This is a genomic window from Candidatus Hydrogenedentota bacterium (assembly GCA_012523015.1).
Classification (GTDB): domain Bacteria; phylum Hydrogenedentota; class Hydrogenedentia; order Hydrogenedentales; family CAITNO01; genus JAAYBJ01.
Window position 1 is genome coordinate 1 of sequence record JAAYJI010000045.1, and the last position, 23,467, is coordinate 23,467.

Genomic DNA, 23,467 nt, shown 5'->3' on the forward strand with positions numbered 1-23,467 from the left:
AGGGGCGGAAGAATTGTCCTATCGTCGTCAGCAACGAGTGCCTCAGGCGCCTCCTCACTGTTTTGGGCGGGGGCAGCGGTTGTCGGAAGCGAATCTTGCGCTTCGGGACTGGCCATAGCAAGTTCAATGCGAGCTTTTATAGCATGGGCTTTTTCATGGCTGTATTCCCCAATGAGTTGTTCGCAAAGCGCCAGCCCTCGTTCATTGTAGCCCAGATTTTCACAGCAAAAGGCCATGGGATACAAAACATTTTTAACATTGGGATATTTGCTGTTGATTTCATCGAGAATAGACAGGGCTTCGCCAAATCTTCCCACACGAATCAGTTGGATGGCTTCTTGATAATTAAGATGCTGCTCTTTAGTACTCAGGGACTAGACTCTTGAGCCCCCATGTTAAACTACCATTAGCCCAAAACTTTGCCAGTGAACACATCAAATTAAATAATACTGTTCAACTTAGAATGGCGTTAAGAAGGTTCTATTGAAGGAACAAATCCCCTTATCTTTTCTATAAGTATTGCATTTAAATGAAGAAACAAAAAGCGAAGACGCGGCTTAGTGCGCTGTCGTATAAGCCGATAGGGCTTAGAGGGTACTGTCTTCCGGACAAGGAGCGGGCTGCTTTTCGACACTTTGGGTACCGTCAGCATGGATCGCGATGCCGGCGCGGAGCTCGGCCATAGAACCGCACATTTTTTCAGCGAATTCATCGCGGCTGAGCGCAAAGGCCGGACTTACTTCCAGCGAGACCGCGCAATGCCCTTGCTCATCTCTGGGCACGACGCATCCTGCAGCTTCAAACCAAGGCGCCCAATAATCCGACATGGATTGACGTGCCGCGACAACGCTATTGATACCTTCAAATTGCTTGATGGGTGTATATTCACCGATGCGCTCTATTTCCAACGATACGGGCGGATGTCTGATAAAGCGCAGGGCATCAAAAATGAAGGTCTCAAACTTATAACCGTTGGGTGTGTCGGGTTGCACTTTTTCGCCTGTCTCATTGATACAGGGAATCTTTTTAAAGGCTTTGTGCCATGGAAAAACATCGAAATGGCGGTAGAGCTCTTCCACAAAGGCAACAGACAGGCCGTGAATGGCAGGATTGCCCGGACTAAAAACAGGAGCTCCCGATTCTTCCACAGCCAATAATTGGGGATAATGGTCCAACTCGCTGTATTCAATAACGCGGTATTCTCCATCGCAAATACAATGCACCCCCACGGCCTCGCGCTCGTTATTGCGACGATGACATTTTGAGGACATGGAGGCGTTGCGCAAGACATGGTAGCCGATAAAATAAGGATCTACCATTTTGGCGGCCCAATTGTCCACTTGAGAATAGGTGAACAATTCTACGCCACGTTTACGGGCGTCCTCAACTGCGCCGCCGTCTACCAAGGCTTCAATAGCCCCTCCGTGTCCATTGGGACTGGTCGCTAGGCGTCCGGGACTTTCAAGAATCAGTTTCCCTTGTGGATCCAGACAGGGGATCATACGTTGGGGCAGGAAGAAAACATTCTCGCGCTTCAATCCCCAAAAATTGTGGGTCTCGAAAAACGCGCGGGTAGCTTCATGGTTGGAATCACTGACCATGAGATACCAAGGTAAGATCACTTGATAGCGCTCTTGCAGTTTATTGATTTTTTCCGCTTGATATTGGAATAGCGAATGTTTTGAAATGGGCCCGACAGGATAGCTTCCTTTCGGTCCGGGAAATCCGAGCCGTGTGCCTTGCCCTCCCGCCACCACAAAAACACCTACACGCCCTTGGCGTAAAAATTCTTCGCCCGCATCCAAAGCGGCGCGTGCGTCTCCATCGCTTTCGTCAACAGGAGGTATGAGCTGTATGGGGAGAATCGAATTAAAATGTTCTTCCGCCTTTTCAGTGTGTATCCACGCTTCGGACAAACGTTTTAGGAGCTGAAAATCCACACCGGCTATTTGATTTAAAAAAGCGGTTCTTGCGCTCTCGGTGAGCTGATCCCAAAACCTAAAAATATGGTCTTGTCCATAGGCTGCCGCCCGTTCGCGCAATTGTGTTTCAAGCGTATCCATCATATGGGACTCCAAGATTTTCCCTGCTTATTCATTTCGTCACGCTGTCGTTTGTTGGGCAGCAATCCCGGTTTCGCTCCCTCCATCAGCTCGAACTTTGAACCGCATCGATCACAAAATCCGTAATCGAATTGCGGCTGTTCTAAAGGTTCTGCACAACGGGGACAAGCGGGCTGAAATCGACGGTATAACTGTTCAGGTTCCTCGAAAACAAGCTGACAACAAGGGCATTGCCCCATCATTGCAGCGCGGCGCCAAATGCGTGTAAATCGTGATTCTTGTTGGCAGACACTACACCAAGCATGGCGCGCCACTAATGGGAAACGCTCTTGACTTTGCAAGGATTTATTGGGATTATCTCCCGATTTTGGCCGTTTAAACCAGCGCATGGACAGGTATCCTTTTCAATTATTGCCCTCTACTTTTATCCTTATCGCTCCCTTGAATTTCACGAGGTTGAGACCGCAATACAATCAAGGGGAACGGGGTCATGCATAACAAGAGATGAGAACGCCTTGTTCTTGGTTATTCGCGTTCTTGCAACAAAACATCAAAGCGCTTTTCCGCAGCTTGTAAACTCGCGGTCAACACTTCATAGCGTGCTTCGGTCATGGTAACATCCAGTTCCATGCCAAGCAATAAAGCACCGACAACCGGTTCGAAAAGGGCGGGCACAGGCTGCGCCAGCGGACAATCACGATGGATGACCGTCGTCATGGCATCCTTTAATACGGGGCTGCTTCCCTTAAATACGCTTCCCGCCATGACCACGTCAAACCGGTCGTGGAGCATATCCAAATGTCGTGCTGCGCCTACCACCATTTTACCAAGATAACGACCGCCCCACTCCAAGATATCACAGGCAATTTCGTCGCCTTCATAGGCGGCATCAAAAACCAATTAGGCCATGGGCTGCAAATCATCGTAGCCCAATTCCTGATAATACATTTTGTGAAAGAAATCATCCACATCCGAACAGCCGGCACGTTCCAAAAATTTCTGAGTCAACAAGGTCGGTCCGGTAATACCGTCGCGGCTGCGCCATAGGGCTTTCAACCCTTCTGTGCCTATGCTGGTTCCGCTCACCATATCTCCGAAGTCTTCATTAATGCCGCCGACACGGGTCTCTTTTCCCGACCGATTGATTCCGGCGCATACGCAGCCTGTTCCACAGGCGATGACAATGCCAAAGGGATCTTTTGTTCCGCCCCTTAATCCGCCCATAGAATCGTTCCGAAATACTCTGGGTATATTCCCCAATAAGGGCGTAAAAATTTCTCGTTCCAGCATTACATAATCTTCAGGCAGATCAGCGCCGGCAATACCCATACCAATACCTGAAATTTGGTCAAGCGTCAACCCGGCACTTTGTAAAGCGCCGTCGATGGATTTTTTAATTTCAACGCTCGCTTCTTCCGTGCCGTAACACTCATAATTCCCGGCACCGCCGCGGCCAAATCCTAAAATTTCACCCGTGTTGTTCCCGACCAGACAAAATGTCTTGGTACCGCCTGCGTCAATACCCAAATAATACGTCATTTAAAGTTCCTTATTGTCGATCCATAGCAAGAGCTATGGGCTTATATAGAAAAAACGGACGCAGGAGGGAATCCTGCGCCCGGACAATATAACCAAGAAAGGCTGCCTGTTATTGGCCACGAAGTTTACGCAAATCCGTTCTCGCCTGATCCGCTGCCGGGCTGACCGGATACTGGTCAATGACGGCTTCCATGAGCCGCTCGGCTTCTGATGTTTTTCCTAAGCGCGAATAGGCGACTGCCTGATTGTGCATGGCAAAGGGTACCTTCGAGCTGCTCGGATACCCCGTGCGCAGAGACTCAAAAGACTTCACCGATTCATCGTAACGGTTCAGGTTGAACAGGCATTTGGCACGCCAAAACTGGGCATTAGCGCTCAATTCGGGGTCACTGCCCTGGTATTGAGTCAGATACGAGTCGAATTGATTGAGCGCGCCCGTGTAGTCGTCATTGGCGTAACTGCGTTGTGCTTGTTGATAGAGCAGTTTAGGATCCGCTGCCGGCGTAGGCGGCGACGCAACGGCCGGCGCCTCGGCAACAACTGCCGGTTCAGCCGTATAGTCTGAAAGAGGGTCTGAACTTGGTGTTACTTCCGCACTCACCTTTTCAGTGGGCAAAGGCGCACTGTCTTCCAGTACAACAGTTCCGCTCGGCGCTGCAGTCATTTCCGTTTTCACAGGTGTCTGCGCCGCTACGGGCGGCGGAGGCTGTAAGTTGGAAGTAGGACTGACCTCGCCGCCGCCGGGCGTTTCAATGGTCACCATACCCGTGGAAACACTGCGCGGCGCAGCTCCGGCTGTACTCAAATTCCAGTGCCGATAGAGTGTCGTTTTCATGTCGGTGAGCTCTCGGGAGAGCATGTCCAACTTTCGTTGATTTTCTTCCAGCATGCCTCGTAAGGATCGGGTCTGTTCGTCATTGGCATCGATCCTGGCATTCAAGGTAGCGGAACTTTCATTCAACTGCGTAATCGATGAACCCAGTTCCTTGTCCAACTTCACCATGCGTGCATGGGTATCGTGGATGATCGTTTGTGTACTGCTGCCGCCTGGTGTTTCACAGCCGGACACAAACAACACACCCGCCAGTCCTGTGAACAAGATACATGAGAATTTTGAAAACATGGCTCTATGTCCTGTAAAAGTTGTCGGCACGCCCTACCATAGGCCGCCGTTGATTACTTAGCGCGCGCGGTTAAACTCTACGCGACGGTTCTTCGACCAAGCGCTGTCGTTGTCGCCCATGGCCGCAGGAAATTCTTTTCCGTAACTAATCGTGATAAGGCGGTTGCCTTGGACACCCAGCTGGATCAGATATTCACGAACAGCAAGGGCGCGACGTTCGCCAAGCGCCATATTGTATTCCTGCGTACCGCGATTATCGCAGTGACCCGCCAATTGGATAATGACGTTGGGGACTTGCTTGATCTTGTCTGCGTTGTCACGCAGGACGCTCATAGAATCGGCGCGCAGTGAACTGCTGTCATAGTCGAAATAGACGGTCTGCAGACCATATTTGCTGCCTGGTTCAAAAAGCAGATTTTCAAGATCCATATCCGGCATGCCATCACCGGAGGTATCGCCCATGGCTCCTGAATTACTATCCAGATCCGTGGTTAACGTATCGATAGGTTTGTGTTTGCAACCGGTCATCAGTCCCATAGCTACAGTTGCCACCAAGAGAAATACAGCCAGTTTAGTTACTTTTTTCATGTTGTTGTGAACTCCGATGCGTTGTGCCTTGCCGGCATGGTTAATTGTACACTAATCCCTCTACTTGAGGAAAATTTGCTGAAACCGAAACACAGTATCCTTCTGCACTCAGGGCAAAGAAAAGGGAATGATACAACTACGACACATCCCAAGGAATTCGCCAAGGACGCCTATAAGGAAATGCTCACAGCCCCTTACGTCCGCCAACAAAAAACAGATTCTTGCGGCGCCTTCATGGATACGTCGGTAGTATACCTTTATTTGCCTTAGAATTTCCACTTTATTACCCCGGCGAATTTAGGGGCGCCGATAAAGTGAATGTCTGTGGCACTGCCTAGCAAAAATCACGCTGTACCAACTCAAAACATGCCGTAGGGATCAAGGTCAACCTTGAGCTGAACCTTGTCATTTCCCGGTTCCTGTATGAATAGACTGCGCAGTTCGCGGGCCAATTGATTCACTCGCACCGCACTTTTAGACATGATCGCAAAATTCCATCGATACTTTTTCTTTACCCGTCGGATAGTCGCCGGCGCAGGCCCTAACAAGGCGACACCGAGAAATCCGAGTTCATCCAAACGAGCGCAGGCAAGACGCCTTAACCGACCACTCATTTTCTCGGCGGCCAAGGGATCTTCACTCTCAATCATAAAATTTACCATGCGCCGAAAAGGCGGGTATCCCGCATCGCGCCGACTTTCTATTTCTCTCGCATAAAAACCCTGATAATCATGGTTTGCAGCGGCCTGAATGGCAAAGTGAGCAGGTCTGAAGGTTTGGATATAGACTTGACCCGGTCGGTCGCCTCGTCCTGCGCGGCCAGCCACCTGTGTCAACAGTTGAAAGATTTGTTCGCCTGCGCGGAAGTCGGGCAAGGACAGCCCATAGTCTGCATTGAGCACCCCGACCAAGGTTACCCTTGGGAAATCATGCCCTTTCGCAAGCATTTGTGTACCCACGAGAATATCTATTTCATGCTTTGCAAAACGGCCTAAGATTTTTGCGTGCCCTCCCTTACCCGACGTGGTGTCGGCGTCCATCCGCTCAACACGGGCGCTTCCAAAGGTGCGCATCAAATAATCTTCGGCTTTTTGCGTGCCTGAACCTAAAAATACGAGGGGGTTAAAATGACACGCCCTGCAAACAAGCGGTTTCGGACAGGTGCTGCCGCAGTAGTGACAATGCAAGGCATTATGTGCACTGTGGTAGGTGAGGCTCACTTGACAGTTGTCGCATTCTGCCACCCATCCACACATGGGACATAATACCACCGGCGCGAAGCCCCGTCGATTGAGGAGCAAAGTAACTTGCTCCCCCGCTTCAACGCGCTTTTCAACGGCTTCCTCCAAAATAGGCGAAAGAATCAACTGCCCCGGCGTCTGATGTTGCTCCTTGCGCATATCAATGAGATGAACCTCAGGAAGACAGGCGGAAGTGGCGCGTCGCGTCAGCTCAAGACGGGTCGATTTAGCGGTCTCACTGTTAAAAAAAGACTCGACGCTCGGCGTGGCCGAACCCAATACACACACGGCATCATTCATTTTGGCGCGCATAATCGCTACATCGCGAGCATGATAACGGGGCGTCTCATTCTGTTTATAGGAACTGTCGTGTTCTTCGTCCACGATGATCATCCCCAGATTGGGCAGGGGCGCAAAAACAGCAGAACGAGCGCCCACAACGATCCGAACTTTTCCTTCCCGTGCTTGACGCCAAGCATCGTAGCGCTCGCCACTGCTCAATCCGCTGTGCAAAATTGCAATGTCCTGGTTAAAGCGCGAATAGAAACGGCCTACCGTCTGCGGCGTCAACGAGATTTCAGGAACAAGCATGATTGCCGAACGCCCCTCCGCCAAGACAGTCTCAATAGCTTGCAAATAGACTTCCGTCTTCCCTGATCCTGTAATGCCCTTAAGGAGGAAGGTGTTGTATTGCTTTTTATGTACCGCATCAAGCAAGGCGTTCAAGGCTGTGCGCTGTTCATCATTGAGTTCATGCTTGCAGGCGGCACGGTCATCGCCTGTAATTTCGGGTTTTCGATACACTTCAACTTCAAAGCGTTTGATAAGCCCCTGTTTTTCCAAGGCATTGAGAACAGACTTATCCGCTTTATGTTTCCGATAAAGCGCTGTGCTGCTTTGTTCTTTTTCCCCATAGAGCAGATCCATATACACGGCGGCACGACGGGGCGCACGGCGCTGCATCGCCATGAGCGCCTCATTATCCAGCGCTTCCGCTTTCACAAATTGGACACGGGTTTCTGTAAGCGTGCCTTGTTTTACGTCGGGCAACTGAATCTCTTCGCGCAAGAGTCCCCGTTTGGTCAAAGACGCCAAGATAGTGCCCAAGCCTGTGCTGCCCACAGCCGCTGCCAATTGCTGCGAGGTCATGGATGCATTTCGGTAATATAGTGTCTTGATCACCTCTTGTTGTCGTTCACTTAAGGTATAGGTGGACAGCCGTTCCGGTACGAGGTGATAACGTCGCTGCACGCGCCCTTTCGCAACAGCAGGCAAGGCAGCCGACAATGCTTCACCCCAAGAACAACAATAATACGAAGACAACCAGTTGCAAAGCTCCAGCATCCCCGCGTCGAATACAGGCGATTCATCGGGAAAGTCGACCACTTCTTTTACGCGACCTGGCGGACACTCGTTGTGGATTCGGACTACAAAACCAAGAACAAGGCGGGATTGAAGAGGTACCAACACACGAAGACCGACCTGAACACGGTCGTGCAACGACAAAGGCACTTGGTAGCTCAGCGGTCTATCCAACGCCAAGGGCAGAGCAACATCAATATACATTTCTTCTGTGGGGAGCAGCATAAGGAATTCCTGTAAAACCGTAGTATATCACAGGCTTCAAAAGCGAAAAAGCATAATAGAAAGCGCTAACAGTTTGGTAAATACAGACCGCTTCACTTTTGTAGATCTTGATGACGACTGACGCGCGCTTCTAAAATCTTAGTCTTTTTTCTATAAACCTAATCTCACCTCTCAGTAGAATACAATTATAATACAAAGAATAATGACCTTAAAACGGAATTTGCTATTTCGAGTGTGGTATCATGATTTTAGGTAGCGTCCATGAATTTCATAACTAAAATACACGCTTGGCAGCCGCCGGCCTTTCCACTATACATCAAGACTACGTCACGCTATAAGGTAAATCGATAATGAATTCTGTGTTTGCCTCGCATAATCCCAAGTTCTTCTATCCGTTTATAACGCTTTGTGCTGTTTTACTTTTTTTCGCAGGGCCTGTAAAAGCACAACTCAGTGATGCCGATCTTGAAGCTTTGCGTCTGGAAGGAATCGAAAAAGGATGGACTTTCGACGTGGGAGAAAATACCGCCACCCAAAGAGCCCTCGACGCATTAGCGGCATTTACCCTCACACCGGAGATCATCACTGAAGCAGAAAATAAAATTGCCGTTCCTGTAATGACCGATAAAAGTTTGCCCGCCCGTTTTGATTGGCGCGAACAAGTGCCTCTCCCACTCCCGATCATAAAGGATCAAGGCAGCTGCGGCGCATGCTGGGCTTTTGCTACTGCAGGCGCTATGGAATGGGTGATAAAAGTAGTGGACGGTGTCACGGTCAATCTGTCGGAACAATGGCTGCTGGGATGTAACACAGATCTCTACTGGAATGACTGCGACGGCGGATTCTATGCCTATGAATATTACATCAATAAAGGCGATAAATGTGGCCAATCCGGCGCGGTACTTCAATCAGAATGTCCCTATCTGGGGCGCGATAATTTTTGCGGCTGTCCGTACACGCACCACTATTGGCTTCATGATTGGAAATATGTGGGTTCCATTCTCTCGCCGGCTCCCACGGAAGATATTAAAGCGGCTATTTATACCTATGGGCCTGTATCGTCTTATGTGAAGATGGCAAAATCGCTGATCGCCTACAACGGCGGCATCTATAACGATCACAGCGCAGACAAACTGGATCTGACCGATCATGCCGTCGTCATTGTAGGCTGGGATGATAGCAAAGGGGCGAAAGGCTCGTGGATCATTAAAAATTCTTGGGGTACTTGGTGGGGCGATAAGGGCTACGCGTACATGGAGTATGAATCAAGCCTCATCGGATCGGGAGCTGCCTATCTTTTGTATGGAGACGCCTTATCAGTGAATCCGGGAAGTATTGATTATTCCGGCGCCTATGGGGGACCTTTCCAAAGTTCGACGGAGCAACTAAGCCTAAAAAATAACGGTACAGAAACCTTGACATGGACGGCTGCAGCACCGGCATGGCTGCAACTATCGGCGACCTATGGAAGCTTGAGTCAAAATCAAGAAAGTATAGTCAACGTGACGCTTGCGCCTCAAGCCTACAGCTTGAATCCAGGAACCTATTCAGGAGAGATCGTCTTTACAAATACACAACTGGGCTCCGAGCGCAAAACAATAGTGTCCCTGTCCGTAACGCCGCCTGTCGTTTATAGTTTTCCCTTATACATCGATCTTGATTGGACAAAAGAAGGCAGCTGGGCTTTTGGTGAACCAAGAGGCGGCGGCTCTTATAATGGCAATCCGACGAAAGCCTATTCCGGAATTAATATTTATTCTTATAATGTCCTCGGCGATTATGAAAATTATATGGAGGAACGAGCACTCACCACGACAGCCCTTGATTTTTCTAAGGTTTCGGGAACACAATTGCGGTTTATGCGCTGGCTAGGTGTTGAAGAAGGGCGCTACGATAAAGCAACTATTCAGATCAGCAATGACAACGGCGCGACATGGATCACCGTCTGGACAAATCCTTACGCTACTCCCATCGCTGATTTGGAATGGACTGAATGTGTCTATGATATTGCTGCCTATGCCGATGGACACGATAAGGTAAAGCTGCGATGGGTGATGGGCCCCACAGACTATTCCAAGACTTATCCGGGTTGGAATATTGACGACATTATATTTTACGGCTTTACGAACGAAACAGATGAAGGGGAAGGCGAAGGTGAGGGCGAAGGCGAAGGCGAGCCAACAGTAGAGGGCGAAGGTGAAATTCCTGGTGAAGGGGAAGGAGAAGAGATAGTGGAAGGCGAGGGTGAAACACCGCCCGAGGGAGAAGGCGAACTTTACGAGGAAGGAGAAGGCGAAGAGGAATGCCCCGGTCCCTTGCCTTATTTCACAGCGTCGCCCAACAAAGGTGACGCACCTTTGGAAGTAAGCTTTAAAAATCAGTCCGGAAAAATGGACGGATGGATCTGGACTTTTGGCGATGGCCATGAAAGCAACGAATTAAGTCCCGTCCATGTATATACACGGACAGGAAGCTATATCGCAACGTTAGCCGCTTGGAACGAATGCGGCGAAAGCAATTATAAAGTGCGCATTACTGTGAGTGGAACCTCGGCAGAAGGTGAAGGTGAAGGCGAAGGTGAAGGCGAGATTGAGGCTTGGGAGGCAGATGTAGCGCCCAGACCAAATGGAGATCAAAGACATACCGTACAGGATTGGGTGCTTGTTGGCCGCTTTGTAGCAGGTTTGGAGGAAGTCACGCCCGGTTCTGTATTTCAACGGGCTGACTGTGCTCCGTATAGTACAGGCGGTGACGGAAGGCTGATGGTGAATGACTGGGTACAAGCGGGCAAATACGCAAGCGGCTTGGATAAGAAACAACGTGCCTTTGGACCGGAATCACCGACAACGACAACACTGCCCCAATCCATTGGAGAGCCCGATGCGCCTACCCAATTGCTGCTTGAGCATGTCGTTGTGTCGTCTGATGAAGAAGTTCTTATCCCCATTCAATTGACTGCCGCTGGCAATGAAAGCGCCCTGGGCTTTAGCTTGAAATTCGATCCGGAAGTCTTGCGTTTTATATCGGCAGCCCCTGCAGACACCTTGCATAAGAACGCATCTTTTTTGTGCAATGATCGCGACGCGCAAACAGGCAAACTTGGTTTCCTGCTCATGCAGCCCCTCAATAGCTCAGAAATCATGCAGTTCTCACCGGGCATGAACACCATTCTTAACCTCTCCTTTCAAAGTATTGGAGCGCCTTGTACAGCAACAGCTTTGTCCTTCACAAATGATTCCGTCATCACTTCCGCAAGCGACGAGCTAGCTCAATCAATTCCGATTAGCACGGCTGACGGATCGGTCTCTATCAAAAGTATCGATCCCAACACAGACTGTTTTATGGAAGGCGAAACGGGAGTCAACGTAGATGAGGGCGACGACACTTCCGTTGATGGTGAAGACGGAGATGATACACCGACAGAAAGCGACGTCGGATTACCGGAGCAGCACGACGAGGGCGAAGAAGAAATCGTGATTGACGACGGCGATGATACGCCCCTTGAGAGCGAAGACGAAGACGATACACCGACAGAAGGCGACATCGGTATACCGGAGCAGCACGACGAGGGCGAAGAAGAAATCGTGCTCGAAGGTGAATCCTCGCTTGATGATGAAGACACGGCGGGCTGCGGTTGTCTCCAGTATTTCGTTGTTAAGGGTAAAGGTATAGGGAGACCCGGCGATCTGCTTTTATTAGGGCTGACGCTCTGTGTATTATCGTTTACGAGTCTGTTCAAAAAATAAAGGAATTATTGGTATTTTTTCATGCGTGTTTTTGCCGCTATAGCCTTACCCGAAGACATCAGAGATGCGATTCATAACCTTGGAGAAAGGCTGCGTAAAAAAGGGGATGCTGCCAGTTGGGTACGATCGGAAAATATGCACCTGACCTTACGATTTTATGGTGAATTAACGGAAGAACAGGTAAAGTGTCTTATTGACGATTTGTCTGCGGCCCTTCCCGGACATGACAAGCCTCTGTTGTTGGCGCGGGGACTGGGCGCTTTTCCTTCCATTACACGCCCCGCCATTTTGTGGGCAGGCGTGGATACTGTATCGGGGCATCTCATTCCCATCCAACACTGTACAGAGGCGGCGGCACAAGCATTGGAGCTGCCCAAAGAGCGGAAAGCCTTTCATCCTCACATTACGATCGCACGGCTGCGTAAGCCCGGAACAAAGGTTGCCTGCCAACCTCTGCTGGCAGCTTGTCAGGAAACAGGCGCTGTCCCTGAATTCGGACAGGAATTCCCTGTGCACAATGTGCTATTGTTACGCAGTGTGTTGAGCTCGAAAGGTTCCATGTATCATATCTTGCGAGAGATTGCATTGTAATGCCAGAATTAGTGATTAACCCCAGCTTAAATAAAGAAATCATTTACAGCGTGTTCACCTTCTATATGATGATGATCCTGCTGCGCTGGACCTCCCCTTTCCTCTCCATCAACACCGACAAATGGTGGTTTCGCTGGATTCTTCCGCTTACTGATCCTCTGCTTGATTTCATCAGACGTACCTTACCACCCATGGGTTTTGCGGATTGGACACCTGTGGCCGCTTTACTCTTACTCTGGGTTGTTCGTGTTGTCTTGGTTCAGTATTGACCAGATCAAGCCTTTCCCCCACGCCTATTCCTATAGGTCTTGAAATACCTTTAAATAACGTGATCTTTGTTATAATGTGTGATTGAACTATGTCTCTTATTGACCCGAATCATTCACCTGAGGAAGTGACTATGAAATATTTTTTCTGTTTGCTTGTAAGTCTCACACTCTTTCTGATGGTCGCCGGCGGTTGTATACCGTCCGCTCCCCCTGAAAAAGAACCAGTGAAGCAGTCTACCGCGCCGGCGCCCGAGCAGGCAACGCCCGTTGCCGAAACACCCATGGAGGAAATAGAATCGGCTCCCGCTCCTTCTGCAGCAGCAGAACCTAAAATCTCTTCTGTTCCCGAAATAACAAGTATACAGATTCCTTTCAATGAGGATGCGCCGCCGGAAGGCGCCATACTCCTGCCCGTCATTAGCTTCGTTCCCCTCACCGGGAAACAGGGATTCCGCTTAGAAGGGAAATTCCCCGTTGATGGGATCACCATGGACGGTACCGTAGAAATGACCGCTCCGGGCACCTGGCATTTATCGGGAACTTTTCAGAGCGATACAGAGCTCTTCGCCCCTAGTGAACCGGGCGTTCAAATCATGGGCGCCGCTAAAAGAAATGAAGAAGGTGTCCCCGTCTTCCTAGGTCTTGATCATACGGTAATGCTTTTTATGTCCGCGCCCTTACCCCCTGCCGACGCGCCTAAACTTGACAGTTTGAAAACCATCCCCTATCAGTTCGAATTTGAGGCGCCTGAAAATGCTGATTTTTCCATGATGCTGACCCCCTTTTAAGAGGCATTCATGGATCAAGAACAAAAAAAAGCAGCCGTAAGCCAACCTGTCTTTCCAAGTTTACGCGACCTCTGCCACCGTCATAATATTCGCTTCAAAAAGGCACTGGGTCAGAATCTGTTGCTTGACGAAAATATCAATGCCATTATGGTGGATGCCGCCGAGCTTGACAGCGCAGACAGTGTCATAGAAGTGGGAGCGGGACTGGGCGCCTTGACCAAGCGCATGATTAACAAGGCAGGACAGATCTTGTCTGTGGAAATCGATGCTTCGTTTATGCCCTGTTTAGAAGAGCAATTCTCTGCCTTTCCCCATGTCCATCTGTTCCGCGGCGACATCCTTAATCATGACCTGGAAGAACTTATCGAAAGCTACTTGCCCGAGGCGCAGCGGCTCAAAATGGTCTCCAATCTGCCCTACTATATCACCACTCCCGTACTCTTTCATTTTCTAGAGTCACCCATCTACTTTGAGCGTTTGGTAACCATGGTGCAGTTGGAAGTTGGAGAACGACTTACCGCTCCCGTAAATGCGGAAAACTATGGCGCCCTCACTCTTGCCGCACGGCTTTACGCGGAAACAGATATCGTGCACCGTGTCCCCGCCTCCTGTTTTTTGCCCAAGCCCAAAGTAGACAGTGTTGTTGTTCGGTTTCGCTGCAGGAAAGAACCGCTCTTACCCGAAATGGATATCCCGTGGGTGATGAAAGTGGTACGCACGACCTTTCAGAAGCGGCGCAAGACGCTGCGCAATACCTTGACAGGTCCGGCGCTGAATCTGACAAAGGAGGAGGCTATGGATGCCCTTGCTCATGCGGATATAGACCATGGCCGACGACCGCAGACTTTGGACTGGCGTGAGTTCACTGCCCTTGCCCAAGCGATCAAAGAGGTCAAAGCAACTTCTGCAGACAAAAGCACGGAGCAGGGGGCTGAGTAAGAACCAGCCCCCACTGCCGACGCGCTGCACGCTTATAACAACGCATTCAGTTCAATGAGTGCATCCCGTGCGTTCGCGTAATTCTCAAGGATTTCCTGTTTGGTTTCCAAAGTGCTTCTGTACTCTGCCAAGACTTCGAAAAGAGAAGCGCCGCCCATAACCAACGCGCTTTCCAGGATTTGCTGGGTCGTTTCTTGTTTGGGCAATACTTCGGTGCTTAAGTGCTCGGCAAGGGTCAAAAACCGCTTGCCCTTAAGCAATAAATCGGTAAGTTCTCTGAACTCTTCCTGATATTTCGCTTCATTTTCCGCTCGGATACGCTGCACACGCGCCTTCGCGGCATGAATAGCACCCTGATTGCGGTCGAAGAGGGGCAGATCAACGCTTATCCCCACATCCATCCTGTTCGTACGATCTTCTGTCAAGCGGCGCAGCCCAACCTGCAAGCCCGGCTCGGGAATGGCGGAACGTTGTTCTGCTCGAACTTCCTTCTCCGCCTGATCCTCATAGGCAAGGCGCGCAAGATGATTGGGGCTTTGCGACAAAAGATCTTTTAAAGAGGCTTCTTCTGGAAAATCTTCAATTACCGGCGCAAGACTCCCCGTGCAGGTTTCCACTTCATCAGGTGACACCCCACATAAATGGGCAAGCCGCCGGCGCAAGGCGTCCCGTTCCTGACAAATTTCTTTAAGAGTCGCTTGGTAACGGCCGTAATCCGTTGAAGCACGCAAATAATCGACCTCAGGCAAGTCTCCATGCTCAAAACGCTGGCGGGTCAGTTCTGTCAATTGACCTTCCAGAGAAATAATCTCCTCTACGATTGCCGCCTTTTCTTGTGCGGCTAGGGTTTCGTAAAAGAGGTGCTGCGCCTCGCTGATAATTTCTTGGCGCGTGGCGTAGGCCTCCAGCGTCGCAGCATCTACACCGGCTTCTCCTGCTTGACGGGCAAATTTACGTGCTCCCGACAAAGGCAGCGGCTGCGTAATGCCTGCCAACACTTCCATTTGGTTGTTCTGACCGCGTGCCACGGACCAAGATTCGCCGCGTAGTTCCAGTTCCGGATTGGGAAGCAGCCCTGCTTGGCGTGCTTCCCCCTTTTCTTCTTCCACGGCAAATGCTGCGCTGCGCAGATTGGGATGTTGATCCAACACAAGATTCACCGCCATTTCAACGGTAAACTCGGCTGTACTTACATCTGCAAAACCGGCTAGCAGCAATACGACTAACAGACTTTGAATAACGCGTTTAAACATTCACACTATCTCCGAGTGGAAGGGTTTCCATTCCATCCTTTTTGGTGACCGGTCTGCCAAAACGGAAATACAAAGCAGGTACAATAATCATATTGAGAATTGTTGCTGACAGAAGACCGCCAATGATCACCACGGCCATGGGACTTTGAATTTCGTTGCCCGGTGCATTTCGGGCAATTACCAAAGGAACCAAAGCCAGCCCGGTAGAAATGGCGGTCATCAATACAGGAATAACCCGTTCTACAGATCCGCGCCAAACCGCTTCTCTAAATTCAGTTACGCCATCTTCTTGTTGAAGGTGGCGAATATGGTTGATCAGCATTATACCATTTCTCGCGGCAACGCCGAAGACACTGATAAATCCGATGATAGAGGCAATGGAGAGAACGCCTCCCAGAAGAAAGACGGCGGCAACACCGCCGATCAATGCGAGAGGAAGACTCGCCATCACGAAAGCGGCATCCAACAAATTGCGGAAGGTCATGCCCAATATAGCGAAAATAATGGCGAAAATCAGCAGTCCCGACAGCAACAGCCGTTGCGATGCCGCGGCGGCACTCTCAAATTGTCCGCCGTAATGAACGGAATAACCGGATTTATTTTTGAGAAGAGGATCCACGGCAGCACGAATATCAGCTAGGACAGATGCCACGTCTCGCCCCGCCGGATTACAGACAACAAATATTTTTCGCTGCACCTGATCACGAGAAATGATGTTGGGACCGCTCTCACGAGACACAACCGATACGGCGCCCAAAGGTACCAATGCGCCTGTATCCGTTCGTAAGGGCAGCTGTTCCAATGCGGCAACGGAATCCGTTGCTTTATCCTGCATACGCAGCACAAGATCGTAGGCATTGCGCCCTTCATAGACGCGGCTCACGGGCGCTCCATACAGAGCGGCACGGAGCGTCAGCCCCGCTTCCACAAAGGAGACGCGATTCCGGGACAACCGCTCCCGATCTAAATAGACACGCAATTCGGGCACTTCTGTTTGAGGTTCTACCGCCACGTCAGTGACACCGGGAATCTGCTTGATCAGCACTTCAGCCTCTTCTGCCAAATCCCGCAAGATATGCAAATCATCGCCGGATATTTTGATGGCAATCCCGGCGCGTGCACCGGACAGCATATGATCAATGCGGTGCGCAATCGGGCCGCCGAGTCCGAAAGTAATACCCGGCACTTTTCCGAGACGTGCACGAATATCGGCCAGCATCTCTTCTTTACTGCGGTCCTTTAAAGTATAAGTCGCTTCCATTTCGGAGCCTTCAATGCCTTGCGCGTGTTCATCAAGCTCACCGCGACCTGTCTTTCTCGCCACGGACGTAACTTCGTCCGTTTCTAAAAGCATCTTTTCAACGAGGCTTCCGATACGATCCGATTCTTCCAGAGAAGTGCCGGGCAGCGTATTCATGACCACATTCAGCGCCCCTTCGTTGAAGTCGGGTAAAAAGGCGCGGCCCATGAAGAAAAAGGATCCTACAGCGATGATAAAAGCCGCCACGATGGGCAAGGACACAATCCACGGATGACGCATTACCGGTCGTAAAAGGGCACCATATCCCCGGCGTACTGCGACAGCAATTCCCGGTTCTTTTTCCGAGAGAATGGCGCGACTTTTAGGCAGAAGCAAGGCTTCTAAGGCCGGGGTCAGCGTCAGCGCCACCAATAAAGAGGCAAAGATAGACACAATATAGGCGGTGCCCAAAGGGCGTAACAGCCGCCCTTCCACATCGGTCAGGGTGTAGAGGGGCAAAAAGACCACCGTAATGATTACCGTCGCCGACACAATGGCGGAACGCACTTCGGAGCTCGCCTCATACACAACACGGAGCGGAGCACGCTGTTTTTCTTTGGGTAAGGCCTTGTTTTGACGAAGCCTGCGCACCGTGTTTTCAACGTCAATGACGGCGTCGTCCATGAGCGATCCGATTGCAATGGCGAGACCGCCTAAAGTCATGGTATTAATGGTACCGCCAAAGAAGTAAATAACGAGGACTGCAGCAATAATGGACAGCGGCAAGGCAGTGAGGCTAATGAACAGGGCCCGGACATTAAATAAAAACAAGATCATGATGATGATCATTAAAATAGCGCCGTCACGAATCGCTTTGGCGACATTACTGATTGCGGTACGAATGAAATCGGCTTGACGCATTAAATCCGTCACCAAGATCATCCCTTCGGGCAACCGCGCCGCCTCTTCCGCATAGGTCTGTTCCAATAACCGATCCAAAGCCAAGGTGTTGGCTTGAGGCTGACGCTGAATAAACATCAACACGGCACTCTGTCCGTTGGCCGAACCTGTGCCTCGGGAAAATGCCTCGCCTATACGCACTTCGGCCATGTCGCGCAACTTAATTGCCGTACCGTCACGGGTTGCAATGACGACAGACTCAATATCCGCTATGGTTTTAAATCGACCCATTCCGGTCACGAGATATTCGGTCCCGCCGTCATTGATCACGCCGGCGGGCGTGTTGGCATTGACTTCATTGAGCACCTCCGCCACCTCAGCTACGGTAATGCCGTGGGCGGCTAAACGCTCCGGTTTCAGCCATACCTGGTATTGGCGCTCACCACCGCCCACGACAGTTACTTGAGCAATACCCGGCACTGCCAAGAGCCGACGGCTCAAGACAGTTTCGGTGTAATTGCGCAGCTCCAATAACGGCAGTGTCTCTGATTGAAGTGCAATCAATTGAATTTCACCCATCAAAGACGTGGGCGGCGCAAGGATGGGCGGCATCACTCCATCGGGCATATCGACCGTGGCAATGGCCACCCGTTCCGCCACGATTTGCCGCGCCGTATTCATTTGTTCACTCCATTCAAATTCCGCCCAAACGACCGAATAGCCGGGCATGGATGCAGAACGGACGCGGCGCACTCCGGGCGCGCCATTTAGCGCAGTCTCCAAGGGAAAGGTCACCAAGTTTTCCACCTCTGAGGGGGAAAAACCTAAAGCCTCTGTAAGGACGACGACAGTGGGAGCCGTCAGATCGGGAAATACATCTACAGGAACGGTGGTGCTCACATAGATACCAAAGATAGAAAACAACAGGGCGGCAGTTATAACAAGATAACGGTTTTCCACCGACCAGAGAATCAATTTATCCATCATAATTGATCTCCTTAATGTACGTGGGCGGAACCGAGTCCGCTTCCGGCCAATCCTGCCAAACGAACCGCATAGGCGCCTGAAGACACCACGCGCTCACCGGCGGTGACACCGTCCAATATCTCAATCCAAATACCATCGTTAATGCCTGTTCGCACCAGTCGTTTTTCAAAACATTCGCCATCGTGCATGATGTAAAGTGTTTGCACGCCATTATCATCCAGTACAGCGGAGGCAGGAACCATTAAAGTCTGAACGGTACTTCTTCCTTCCACCCACAGGGTGAGTGTCATGCCGAGCCGCAGCAAGCCTTCGGGGTTCAGCACCGGCAGGAGAAGGGAAATTGTCCGTCGCTCTTCATTGACATAGGGTTGCAGCCAAGGCGCGCCGTCGTTCGCAGCACTGAGTACGATTAGTTCACCCGGGGCACTGGGAAGTTCTGCCATACAAGTCGGTGACTGGGCAAGTTTGGTAACCTGTATCTCCGGAACCTGCGCTTCAATAAGCAGCTCTTCCGTATTCACCACTTCAAAGACGATGCTGCCCGCATCTATATAATTGCCAACTCCTTCAGAAATAGAGGTAATACGTCCCGCAATGGGAGAATAAATATCGGAGGGCTGAAAGGTGGTTTCAGAAAGCTCTTTTAAGGCTTTACGCGATAAGGCTGCCCGTTCATTCGCCGCTCTTTCCGCCGCCTGTGCTTCCACCAAAGCGCTTTGCGCTTCTTCCACATCACGTTTTGCGCCCGCCTTGATTTCAAACAGCCCGGTGGCGCGCTCCAGAGCCGTAGAAGATTGAAGCGCCCGGGCACGGGCGGCCGTGGCATCAGCGGCAGCTTGCGCAGCTTGTGCAGACAACTCAGCACGAAGAGCGTAGAGATTTTGGAGATTAGATTCGTGGGCGAGGGAAGTGTCGCTCATGGTCGTAGGCAGAACACGGGCAAGCTCCTGATTCGCCTCAACATAGTCTCCGATCTTCGGAAAGGAACCGGAAGCCGGCGCGTTCAATATTCCGTTGACGGGCGCGCTCACCGCACTGCGGGATTCAGGTGTGGTCAACACCGAAGCCTGAAACGAATATCGTTCTGCCAAGGGTCCCTCGTGGGCTAGAGCAGTGCGCAAAGGCAGCACCCACTGTTGTTCCTTAGAAAAGACGATTTCATGTTGGTGGGCATCGGAAGCGTGACCATGGTCATGATCGTGATCATGCTCTTCTGACATACCATGGACATCTAAATCGTCCAAGCTGACCGGTCCGAGCGGCGTATCAAGGTGGAGTTCCCATTCGCCGCCTTCACTAAAGGTTGGTTCGATTAGAAAAATACCGGCCTTCTTCAGCACGCCTGTGCCCTGAATGGACGCGCCGGTCTTTTCCAGCTCAGCGCGGTAACGAAGCTCCCCTTCTTTTACGGGAAGGCCCGTTGAAAGATCCGTAAGATGGAGGATAATTTCTTGCGGGCTGCCCGCGTGTAAAAAATCAAATTGAGCAAAAACTTCCACGTTATCGATCCATTCCGTTATGGACTGATGCTCTTCTTCGTCTTCGTGTTCATGATCATGGTCGCCATGACCGTGGGTATCGGCGTGAATGCCTTTATCCGAATTACGTTCGGAAAAAGCTGACGGCAAGCATCCTGTGCTCAAAGAGATGATCAAAAACGTTAGCGCAGGAAGTGTAGCCTTGCCTAAATATGAGAATAATCGGTGATTCATTGAGATTCCTTTCCATGCCCTGATTTTAGGCGTAACAATAAATAAGGTAGGATTTAGGAAGGGAAAATCAGATCAGTAAAGGGAGATTTCGCAGGTCAGGGAAACAGGAACTGCCGATTGCCCTCTGTCCGGGGAAAATGGGTGTAAAAGACTCCCTTTTATCAATAGAAAGGGGGGCTTCCATGAAAGGCGGCAGATTGTTTTGATCAAGCCCTCCAAAAAGCAATTTTTCTTGTGAACCATCTGTCACAAAAACAACGGTGTGGAGGTGAAAATGTAGGCTATGAGAAGCGACGTCCGGTGAGGATAATAATGCCTCCATTTCGGGCATACTGTGGGAGACATTCTCGGGAGCCGTGGAAGATTTGGCGCATTGAGATGCCATGCAGCTATGGTGGTGGTCTGTGAAACAGAAGCCAAAAGAGTATAGACAGAAAGCGGCGCACAGGAGAAATAGCAGGGCTATTTCTCCTATACGACCAACAGTCTTCTGTATAGACTCATAGTTCACGATACATTCTCCCAACATACTTCACAAGGAGAACAACATAAAAGAACTTTTTATTCATTTAAAAAAAATAAGACACTTCGAAATGACTGCACGCTATGGAGCTTTTATTTAAGCGCTGCCTTCGAAAGAGGACTGGGGAAACGCGCATTCATATCTTTTTGCCACTTCTTTAACATTTCTTTCATGGGCTCTGCATAATTGGGCGCTTCGTGAATTAAATCGACTTGTTCTTCAAGATCATCCCGTAAATTGTACAGTTCGAAGTGTTGATCTTCAAAAGATTGGATTAGCTTGTAGCTGCCTAATCGCACGGCACCGCCGGGAAAAGAACCCTGTGCGGTGTAATGGGGGAAATGCCAGAAAAGGGGGCGATCTTTAGGCAGCGACTCTCCGAGCAGTAAAGGAAGAAAACTGACTGCATCCGCATGTTGTTCGGGATCCAAGGGCAATCCGGCAAGTTCCAACATGGTCGGATAGAAATCGGTGCTTAGTACGGGGTGTGAACAGGTAGATCCGGCGGCTGTGATTCCCGGAGCCTTCACGATCATGGGAACACGGATGCCGCCCTCATAGAGCCAGCCTTTTCCCGCGCGCAAAGGGGCGTTCGTTGTCACGCCATGCTGTGACGATGACACGCCGCCATTGTCGCTTATAAAACAAATGGTCGTATTGTCGCTTAATTGGAGCCGGTCCAGTGTGTTCAACACCCTTCCTACTGCCTCATCCATCGCTTCCACCATGGCGGCATATACGGCGTTATCCTGCCGCCGTTTGGTACGTTCCGCCCCTTCACCGCTATAGTCTGGTTCGTCGAAATTGATGTCTGCCAGTTTCGCCTCATATTTTTTTATGAGATCTTCTCTACCTTGCAAGGGCAAATGAACGGAATAAAAGGAAAGAAACAATAAAAAAGGATGCTTGCTATTTTTTTCTAAAAACTGTACCGATTCCCGCGCCAGACGCTCAGGTAAATGTTCGCCATCTTCGCCGTCTTTCAATTTGGGATTCTGGTAGGGACTAAAATAAGAGGAGGGATGACCTTTTTCCCATCCCCCTTTATTCGCATCAAATCCCTGATTTTCAGGGTAGTGCTGTTTACCGCCTAAATCCCATTTCCCGGCGTAAAAACTGCGATAGCCTGCTCCTTTCAACGCCTCGGCAATAGTCACTTCGTTCCGGGACAGCTGATCCGTATAGGACGCGGGCAACATGGGATGTTCCCATTCTTCTGATTGCAGCACTTGCTCCGGCTGGGGAGCGCCAAACCAATGGGTCGTACTCAAGCGGGCGGGATATTTGCCGGTCATGATGCTGACACGGGTAGGACTGCAAACGGGCGCGGCGGCATAGGCATCGGTGAAGCGCATCCCTTGGCTTGCGAGTCGGTCGATATGGGGCGTTTCATAGAGAGGGCTTCCAAAACATCCCAGATCGCGCCATCCCAAATCATCCACAAGGATAAAGAGGAAATTCTGCTTCTTTTGTTTCTTGGTGGATGCCAAGGGCGGCGTTTGACCGGCACAAGCCGTCAGCAAGGAGCCGGCGGCGGCAGCCATCAAAAAATCTCGTCTTTTCATAGACCCTCCTCTGAATAAAAAGCTGTAATTTTTCCCACATCCTCAAGTTTTAGCTATTGCAGTGGAATTAAAGCCCGCTATAACCAACTTATGAGCCTCCTGAACCATACTGCAAAAGGCACTATCACGAAAGTGGTAGTGTATCACATTTAATTATGCGCAGACATCAGAAAATTGGGAGCATTTCTGTGCAACCCGGAAAATAACACCATCAAATGACCTTTGAAAGTGAGGGCTCAATTCTCTGGGTATACGCAGCTGTCCCGCGGAATAAGGCGGATTTGCGGTATCAAATGTTCTACTGCTTCTTTCGTAAAAGAGCAGATATCCCAAGAGGCGGCGTTGGCAGTGCCCATAGCAATGCCCAAACGCGCCGTATCTTCCGTGCTACAGTTTTGTGTCAATCCCAATGCGAATCCGGCAACCAAGGCATCCCCCGATCCAACGGCATTGATTTCTTGTATAGCAGGCGGCACAGCATGAAAACATCCATCCTCTCCGGCGATAAGCGCGCCCTCTGCGCCCAATGAAAGAACAACCCAAGAAATCCCCCGTTGACGCAGTGTGTCTATTGCCCGCCATTGCTTTGCTCGCGTATCCAGGCGTTGACCAACAAAAAGTTCCAATTCCTCCAAATTCGGTTTAATCATGAAGGGAACTTGTTCAAGGGCGTGCGCAAAGATGGCTCCGTAAGCATCCAAAATAACAGGAACTTTAAGGGCATGGGCGCACTCTAATAAATCACGGTAAAGTAGATCTAGCGCGGGATCAGGCGCAGAACCATTGAAAGTGATTAAAGCGGCTTGCGCAGCG

At 50.4% G+C, this 23,467-nt stretch carries 18 protein-coding genes; 5 read left to right on the forward strand and 13 right to left on the reverse strand.

Translation table 11 applies throughout. From position 1 onward, the window contains the following. From GX117_01995 to priA, 8 genes are all read right to left on the reverse strand, one after another. Positions 1–317 (reverse strand): hypothetical protein (locus GX117_01995; protein NLO32119.1); only part of this gene is annotated, 317 nt, incomplete at its 3' end. 270 nt (positions 318–587) lie between these two features. Beyond that, positions 588–2,066, reverse strand: a complete 1,479-nt coding sequence (locus GX117_02000) for a UDPGP type 1 family protein (GenBank protein ID NLO32120.1) — start codon at positions 2,064–2,066, stop codon at positions 588–590. After that, on the reverse strand, positions 2,063–2,452 hold the full coding sequence (locus GX117_02005; GenBank protein NLO32121.1) for a hypothetical protein: 390 nt from the start codon (positions 2,450–2,452) through the stop codon (positions 2,063–2,065). Before GX117_02005 ends, GX117_02000 begins: the two co-directional genes overlap by 4 nt. A 136-nt stretch (positions 2,453–2,588) precedes the next feature. After that, positions 2,589–2,963 carry a hypothetical protein gene (locus tag GX117_02010; GenBank protein NLO32122.1) on the reverse strand — a complete coding sequence of 125 codons (375 nt, stop codon included), beginning with the start codon at positions 2,961–2,963 and terminating at the stop codon, positions 2,589–2,591. Further along, on the reverse strand, positions 2,964–3,602 hold the full coding sequence (locus GX117_02015; protein NLO32123.1) for a hypothetical protein: 639 nt from the start codon (positions 3,600–3,602) through the stop codon (positions 2,964–2,966). Between the two features lie 109 nt (positions 3,603–3,711). Further along, positions 3,712–4,725, reverse strand: coding sequence for a tetratricopeptide repeat protein (locus GX117_02020; GenBank protein ID NLO32124.1), 1,014 nt, complete (start codon positions 4,723–4,725; stop codon positions 3,712–3,714). A gap of 57 nt (positions 4,726–4,782) precedes the next feature. Beyond that, on the reverse strand, positions 4,783–5,313 hold the full coding sequence (gene pal / locus GX117_02025) for a peptidoglycan-associated lipoprotein Pal (protein NLO32125.1): 531 nt from the start codon (positions 5,311–5,313) through the stop codon (positions 4,783–4,785). A gap of 359 nt (positions 5,314–5,672) precedes the next feature. Continuing rightward, positions 5,673–8,141 carry a primosomal protein N' gene (priA, locus tag GX117_02030; protein ID NLO32126.1) on the reverse strand — a complete coding sequence of 823 codons (2,469 nt, stop codon included), beginning with the start codon at positions 8,139–8,141 and terminating at the stop codon, positions 5,673–5,675. A gap of 350 nt (positions 8,142–8,491) precedes the next feature. On the opposite strand from priA, the gene GX117_02035 reads away from it, so the two are divergent. The 5 genes from GX117_02035 (at position 8,492) to rsmA (ending at position 14,474) form a co-directional block, all read left to right on the forward strand. Further along, a complete protein-coding gene (locus GX117_02035; protein NLO32127.1) occupies positions 8,492–11,887 on the forward strand; it encodes a PKD domain-containing protein in 3,396 nt (1,131 codons plus the stop codon). Positions 11,888–11,908: 21 nt separating this feature from the next. Beyond that, positions 11,909–12,478, forward strand: a complete 570-nt coding sequence (thpR, locus tag GX117_02040; GenBank protein NLO32128.1) for an RNA 2',3'-cyclic phosphodiesterase — start codon at positions 11,909–11,911, stop codon at positions 12,476–12,478. After that, complete coding sequence (locus tag GX117_02045; protein NLO32129.1) at positions 12,478–12,747, forward strand: YggT family protein; 270 nt, start codon at positions 12,478–12,480, stop codon at positions 12,745–12,747. The genes thpR and GX117_02045 overlap by 1 nt, the downstream gene beginning before the upstream one ends. A 131-nt stretch (positions 12,748–12,878) precedes the next feature. Next, positions 12,879–13,535: a hypothetical protein gene (locus GX117_02050; GenBank protein ID NLO32130.1), complete on the forward strand. Its 657-nt coding sequence runs from the start codon at positions 12,879–12,881 to the stop codon at positions 13,533–13,535. Between the two features lie 9 nt (positions 13,536–13,544). Then, complete coding sequence (rsmA, locus tag GX117_02055) at positions 13,545–14,474, forward strand: ribosomal RNA small subunit methyltransferase A (protein ID NLO32131.1); 930 nt, start codon at positions 13,545–13,547, stop codon at positions 14,472–14,474. Between the two features lie 32 nt (positions 14,475–14,506). On the opposite strand, the gene GX117_02060 is transcribed toward rsmA, so the two are convergent. The 5 genes from GX117_02060 to GX117_02080 all read right to left on the reverse strand — a co-directional run. Further along, complete coding sequence (locus GX117_02060; protein NLO32132.1) at positions 14,507–15,727, reverse strand: TolC family protein; 1,221 nt, start codon at positions 15,725–15,727, stop codon at positions 14,507–14,509. Then, positions 15,720–18,854: an efflux RND transporter permease subunit gene (locus GX117_02065; GenBank protein ID NLO32133.1), complete on the reverse strand. Its 3,135-nt coding sequence runs from the start codon at positions 18,852–18,854 to the stop codon at positions 15,720–15,722. Before GX117_02065 ends, GX117_02060 begins: the two co-directional genes overlap by 8 nt. An 11-nt stretch (positions 18,855–18,865) precedes the next feature. Continuing rightward, the gene (locus GX117_02070; GenBank protein NLO32134.1) at positions 18,866–20,566 is read right to left on the reverse strand and encodes an efflux RND transporter periplasmic adaptor subunit; all 1,701 of its coding nucleotides are present in this window, start codon (positions 20,564–20,566) and stop codon (positions 18,866–18,868) included. Positions 20,567–21,181: 615 nt separating this feature from the next. After that, positions 21,182–22,654: a sulfatase gene (locus GX117_02075; protein ID NLO32135.1), complete on the reverse strand. Its 1,473-nt coding sequence runs from the start codon at positions 22,652–22,654 to the stop codon at positions 21,182–21,184. A 236-nt stretch (positions 22,655–22,890) separates the two neighbouring features. Further along, a partial coding sequence (locus GX117_02080) for a 1-phosphofructokinase (GenBank protein NLO32136.1) occupies positions 22,891–23,467 on the reverse strand: 577 nt, incomplete at its 5' end.

Coding starts and splice junctions, on each gene's coding strand:
- GX117_02000 (NLO32120.1), bottom strand. CDS start 2,066: ATGATGGATACGCTTGAAACACAATTGCGCGAACGGGCGGCAGCCTAT.
- GX117_02005 (NLO32121.1), bottom strand. CDS start 2,452: ATGCGCTGGTTTAAACGGCCAAAATCGGGAGATAATCCCAATAAATCC.
- GX117_02015 (NLO32123.1), bottom strand. CDS start 3,602: ATGACGTATTATTTGGGTATTGACGCAGGCGGTACCAAGACATTTTGT.
- GX117_02020 (NLO32124.1), bottom strand. CDS start 4,725: ATGTTTTCAAAATTCTCATGTATCTTGTTCACAGGACTGGCGGGTGTG.
- pal (NLO32125.1), bottom strand. CDS start 5,313: ATGAAAAAAGTAACTAAACTGGCTGTATTTCTCTTGGTGGCAACTGTA.
- priA (NLO32126.1), bottom strand. CDS start 8,141: ATGCTGCTCCCCACAGAAGAAATGTATATTGATGTTGCTCTGCCCTTG.
- GX117_02035 (NLO32127.1), top strand. CDS start 8,492: ATGAATTCTGTGTTTGCCTCGCATAATCCCAAGTTCTTCTATCCGTTT.
- thpR (NLO32128.1), top strand. CDS start 11,909: ATGCGTGTTTTTGCCGCTATAGCCTTACCCGAAGACATCAGAGATGCG.
- GX117_02045 (NLO32129.1), top strand. CDS start 12,478: ATGCCAGAATTAGTGATTAACCCCAGCTTAAATAAAGAAATCATTTAC.
- GX117_02050 (NLO32130.1), top strand. CDS start 12,879: ATGAAATATTTTTTCTGTTTGCTTGTAAGTCTCACACTCTTTCTGATG.
- rsmA (NLO32131.1), top strand. CDS start 13,545: ATGGATCAAGAACAAAAAAAAGCAGCCGTAAGCCAACCTGTCTTTCCA.
- GX117_02060 (NLO32132.1), bottom strand. CDS start 15,727: ATGTTTAAACGCGTTATTCAAAGTCTGTTAGTCGTATTGCTGCTAGCC.
- GX117_02065 (NLO32133.1), bottom strand. CDS start 18,854: ATGATGGATAAATTGATTCTCTGGTCGGTGGAAAACCGTTATCTTGTT.
- GX117_02070 (NLO32134.1), bottom strand. CDS start 20,566: ATGAATCACCGATTATTCTCATATTTAGGCAAGGCTACACTTCCTGCG.
- GX117_02075 (NLO32135.1), bottom strand. CDS start 22,654: ATGAAAAGACGAGATTTTTTGATGGCTGCCGCCGCCGGCTCCTTGCTG.